The organism is Protofrankia sp. CiP1_Cm_nod4 (assembly GCF_982290645.1).
This window is the reverse complement of record NZ_CEVIVC010000074.1, coordinates 20,608-25,270: the sequence shown is the minus strand read 5'-3', so window position 1 is coordinate 25,270 and position 4,663 is coordinate 20,608. Positions and strand designations below refer to the sequence as shown.

At 73.4% G+C, this 4,663-nt stretch carries 2 protein-coding genes; one reads left to right on the top strand and one right to left on the bottom strand.

The window, feature by feature from the left end; translation table 11 throughout:
• Positions 1-508: 508 nt before the first annotated feature.
• Positions 509-688, top strand: a complete 180-nt coding sequence (locus AC5LSR_RS14965) for a hypothetical protein (RefSeq protein WP_250285267.1) — start codon at positions 509-511, stop codon at positions 686-688.
• 45 nt (positions 689-733) lie between these two features.
• On the opposite strand, the gene ileS is transcribed toward AC5LSR_RS14965, so the two are convergent.
• Positions 734-4,195 carry an isoleucine--tRNA ligase gene (gene ileS / locus AC5LSR_RS14960; RefSeq protein ID WP_250285268.1) on the bottom strand — a complete coding sequence of 1,154 codons (3,462 nt, stop codon included), beginning with the start codon at positions 4,193-4,195 and terminating at the stop codon, positions 734-736.
• Positions 4,196-4,663 lie beyond the last annotated feature (468 nt).

Sequence of the window (4,663 nt, the reverse complement as noted above, 5' to 3'; positions counted from 1 at the left end):
GTCCTGCAGCCCGGAGGGATCCCGACGGGAAACCGCCTCCACATCAGGCGCGCGCACCCCGCCGGTCGGGATCAGCGCCAACTCACCCACGGGGGCATCCGCCCCGTCCTCGTCCTTCCCGTCCGCTTCGCCCCTGGGCGCGGGCGCGATGGCGCGCGGGAACGACAACGGCGGGGTGCGCGCGCCTGATGTGGAGGCGGTTTCCCGTCGGGATCCCTCCGGGCTGCAGGACTTCTAGGAGCCCACAGGCCCACGGCGGCGCCGCGGTGGGTGGCGGTCCGCAGGATGCCCAGGAGCCCGCGGGCTCCTGGGGCTCCAGGCCCTGGCGGTTCCCAGGGCCTGGGCGTTCCCGGGGCCCGGCGTTCCCGGATCCTGGAGTTTGAAAATATCGGAAAAGGTTCCGGATGTATCCACCATCACGGCATATCGGTCATATGGCCCTCTGGATCCGCGATGTCCGGTCCGCGGAATTCGTTCCAGTGGTGCCGGTCACGGCCATCGTCCGGCCATGACAGTTCTCAGCGGTGTTCTCGTCCTGCTGTCGGCCGTGCTGCTGGGGGTGGGGATCCTGGGCGGCACCGGTTTTGTCTATGCCTCGGTCGTGATCGGCCTGCTGGCGGCGGCGCTACTGCCGCTGGGGGCACGCAGGCCGTCCCGGCGTCCACCGGCAGGCCGGGACACCCGCTGAGTCTCCCGGCCTGAAACACTCCCGGCGAAGCCTGCCCGCGGTCTGTCAGCCAGCCGCGTCGGCTGTGCCGGTGGTGCCGGTGGTGCCGGTGGTGCCGGCCGCCGGCCGCAGCCAGAACGTCAGCCCGAGATCCGGTGCGCGCTGGCCGGCATCGTCCGCGTCCTGGTCCGCCTGCTGGCCCGCGGGGGCGGCGCCCTCGGTGAACGTCACGGCGAGGACCTCGGCGGCCACGGTGGACGCGTGCTCCCGCAGGGCCTGGGTGGTCTGCGGCGTGTCCGCCGTCCAGCGGACGTCGACCCGGTCGGTGATGTCCAGGCCGGCGGCCTTGCGTGCCTCCTGCAGGATCCGCACCACGTCCCGGGCGACACCGGCCCGCCGCAGCTCGGGGGTGATCTCCAGGTCGAGGGCCACGGACAGCCCCGACTCCGAGGTCACGGCCCAGCCCTGCCGCGGGGTCTCGGAGATGATGAGATCGTCGCCGGCGAGCTCGATCCGTTCGCCGTCCACCTCGACGGTGAGCCGGCCGTCCACCGGCCGGCCCGCCGCGGCGACGGCCGCCGCGACCAGCGGGGTCCGCTTGCCGAACCGGCGGCCCAACGCCCGGAAGTTCGGTTTCACGGTGACGTCGACCACATCGGCGGCCGCAGCCTCGACGGCGGCGACGTTGAGCTCCTCGGCGATCTGGGCGCGCAGGTCCGCGCAGAGCCCGGCGAACTCGGGGGCGGCCACCACGGCGCGGGCCAGCGGCTGGCGGGTCCGCACACCGCTGCTCGCCCGGGCCGCCCGGCCGAGCTCGACCACCCGCCGCACCAGGTCCATCCGGGCGGCGAGCGTCGCGTCCACGAGCTCGGGCCGCGGGGCCGGCCAGCCGGCGAGGTGGACCGAGTCCGGGGCGTCCGCCCGCACACCGGCGGCCAGCTTCGACCACAGCGTGTCGGTGAGGAACGGGATGAAGGGGGCCAGCAGCCGGGTCAGGCCGTCCAGGCAGGTGTAGAGGGTCTCCAGGGCGTCCGGGTCGGCCTCCCAGAACCGCCGCCGGGAGCGGCGCACGTACCAGTTGGACAGGTCGTCGATGAAGCGGGCCAGGCGGCGCCCGGCGCGCAGCGAGTCGAACCCGTCCAGCGCCTCGGTGACCTCGGTGATCGTGGCGTGCAGCTCGGAGAGCGCCCACCGGTCGAGCACCGGGCGGGCCTGCGGTTCGGCGGCGGGCGTACGCCCCGGCGCCCAGCCCGCGGCGTTCGCGTACAGGACGAAGAACGACGCGGTGTTCCAGTAGGTCAGCAGCACCTTGCGGACGATGTCCTCCAGCGCCTCGTGGCCGACCCGGCGGTCCGACCACGGCGAGCCCGCCGCGAGCATCAGCCAGCGCACCGCGTCCGCGCCGTGCCGCTCGAACAGCTCGAACGGGTCGAGGACGTTGCCCAGATGCTTGCTCATCTTGCGGCCCTCGGCGTCGAGGAGGAGGCCGAGGCAGAGCACGGTCTCGTACGACGAGCGGTCGAACACCAGCGTCCCGATGGCCATCAGGGTGTAGAACCAGCCGCGGGTCTGGTCGATGGCCTCGCAGATGTACTGCGCCGGGTACTGGGCCGCGAACTCCTCGCGGCTGCGGTGCGGCGCGCCCCACTGGGCGAACGGCATCGCCCCGCTGTCGTACCAGACGTCGATCACGTCCGGGACCCGGCGGGCCACCGCCGAGCAGGCCGGGCAGGCGATCGTGACCTCGTCGACGAACGGCCGGTGCGGGTCGAGCCCGGACAGGTCACGTCCGGCCAGCGAGGACAGCTCCAGCAGCGACCCGACACAGGTCAGATGCGCCGGGTCGGCGGTGCAGCGCCAGATCGGCAGCGGCGTGCCCCAGTAGCGGTTGCGCGACAGCGCCCAGTCGACGTTCCCTCGCAGCCACTCCCCGTAACGGCCGTTCTTGATCCGTGAGGGGTGCCAGTCGGTGCGCTCGTTCTCCGCCAGCAGCCGGTCGGCGACCGCAGTCGTCCGGATGTACCAGGACGGCAGCGGGTAGTAGATCAGCGGGGTGTGGCAGCGCCAGCAGTGCGGGTAGCTGTGGGTGTAGTCCTCGGCCCGCCACAGCACCCCGCGGGCGCGCAGGTCGTCGACGAGGGGCGCGTCCGCGTCCTTGAAGAACAGCCCGCCGACCAGCGGGACGCCGGTGACGAACCGGCCGTCGCGGCCCACCGGGTTGACCACCGGCAGCCCGTGGGCGCGGGCGACGGCAAGGTCCTCGGCGCCGAAGGCCGGGGCCTGGTGGACCAGCCCGGTGCCGTCGGTCGTGGTGACGTAGTCGGCGAGGACCACCGAGTGCGCGGCCGCCGTTGTGACCTGGCCGGTGGTCTGACCGGCGGTCTGAGCGGTGACCTGGCCGGCGGTCTGGCTGGCGGTCTGGCTGGCGGCGTGGCCGGTGGTCTGGCTGGCGGCGTGGCCGGTGGCCGCGGCCGGGGTGGCGAAGTCCGCCGCCGGCAGCAGCTCGAACGGGCGGGCGTAGGCCACCCCCGCCAGCTGCGCGCCGCGCAGCGTCCGGATGACCTCGGCGTCCGGGCCCACCGCGGCGGCGAGCAGCGGCTCGGCCACCAGCACCAGCTCGTCCGCACGGCCACCGGCGGAGGTCCGGGCGACCACGTAGGTGACGTCCGGGTGCACGGCGACCGCGGTGTTCGACACCAGCGTCCACGGGGTGGTCGTCCAGACCAGCAGGCTCACCCCCGCCTCGGCGAGCGGTCCGGACGTCACCGGGAACCGGACGTACACCGACGGGTCGACCACGTCCTCGTACCCCTGGGAGACCTCGTGGTCGGACAGGGGTGTCTCGTCACGCGGGCAGTACGGGGTGACCCGGTGGTCCTCGACGAGCAGCCCCCTGTCGAAGATCTGCCTGAGGGACCACCAGACGCTCTCGATGTAGGAGGTGTCCATGGTGCGGTAGGCGTTGTCCAGATCGCACCAGTAGGCCATCCGCTCGGTCATCCGGGAGAAGTCGGCGACGTGGCGCAGCACCGACTCGCGGCAGCGGGCGTTGAACTCGGCGATGCCGAAGTCCTCGATGTCGCTCTTGCTGGTGAAGCCCAGCTCCTTCTCCACGGCGAGCTCGACGGGCAGGCCGTGACAGTCCCAGCCGGCGCGGCGCGGGACATGGAAGCCGCGCATCGTGCGGAAGCGGGGGAAGAGGTCCTTGAACACGCGCGCCTCGACGTGATGGGCGCCCGGCCTGCCGTTGGCGGTCGGAGGGCCCTCGTAGAAGACCCACTGCGGGCCGTTGGCGGTCGCGTCCAGGGAACGCTGGAAGACCTTCAGGTCCTTCCAGCGCTGGAGCATGTCGCGCTCGAGGGCGGGCAGGTCGACCTGGGTCGACAGCGGCGGGAACACCGGCGCCGGCCGGGCCTGCCCGGCCGGCCGGGCGGCCGGGGCCTGCCCGGTGAGCTGGGGGGACGGGGTGTACGCGGCAGGCTGGTCCGGCGCGGCAGGCTGGTCTGGCTCGGTGGGCTGGTTCGGCATGGGCGGGTCTCCGTCAGATCTCCGTCGGTTTCGGGCTCCAACGGAGGGACGACACCCCACGGCACCCGGCGTTCGCCGGGGCGCGGTGGCACCGCGGTACCACCCTCCTTGCCTCCCGGGACGCCGGTGTGGCGGCCCGGACAGACCACTCGTCGCGCGCGGTACCGGATCTACTGGGGGCGCGGGCCCTGTTCTCCCGGCGGCTCAGGGGTGATCTTCGCAGCGCGCTGGCCGCCGGGCTCACACCGTCCCCGGCTCGCTGGACGCCGTCCTGAGGCCGGTCGTCCCTGGCTGCGCCCGCCGCTACTCGTCCCGTCAACGCCGTCCGCTGTGTCAAGCGTAGTGGACGGGACGGAGCATTCGGTGGGCCCCTGGCATCCGGAGCCGGGATCCCGGGCCGACCACCTCGGCCGGTCCGGGTGGCCGCCTGGCCCGGCCGCCGGCCCGTAGGTGAAAACCGCTGTGGGG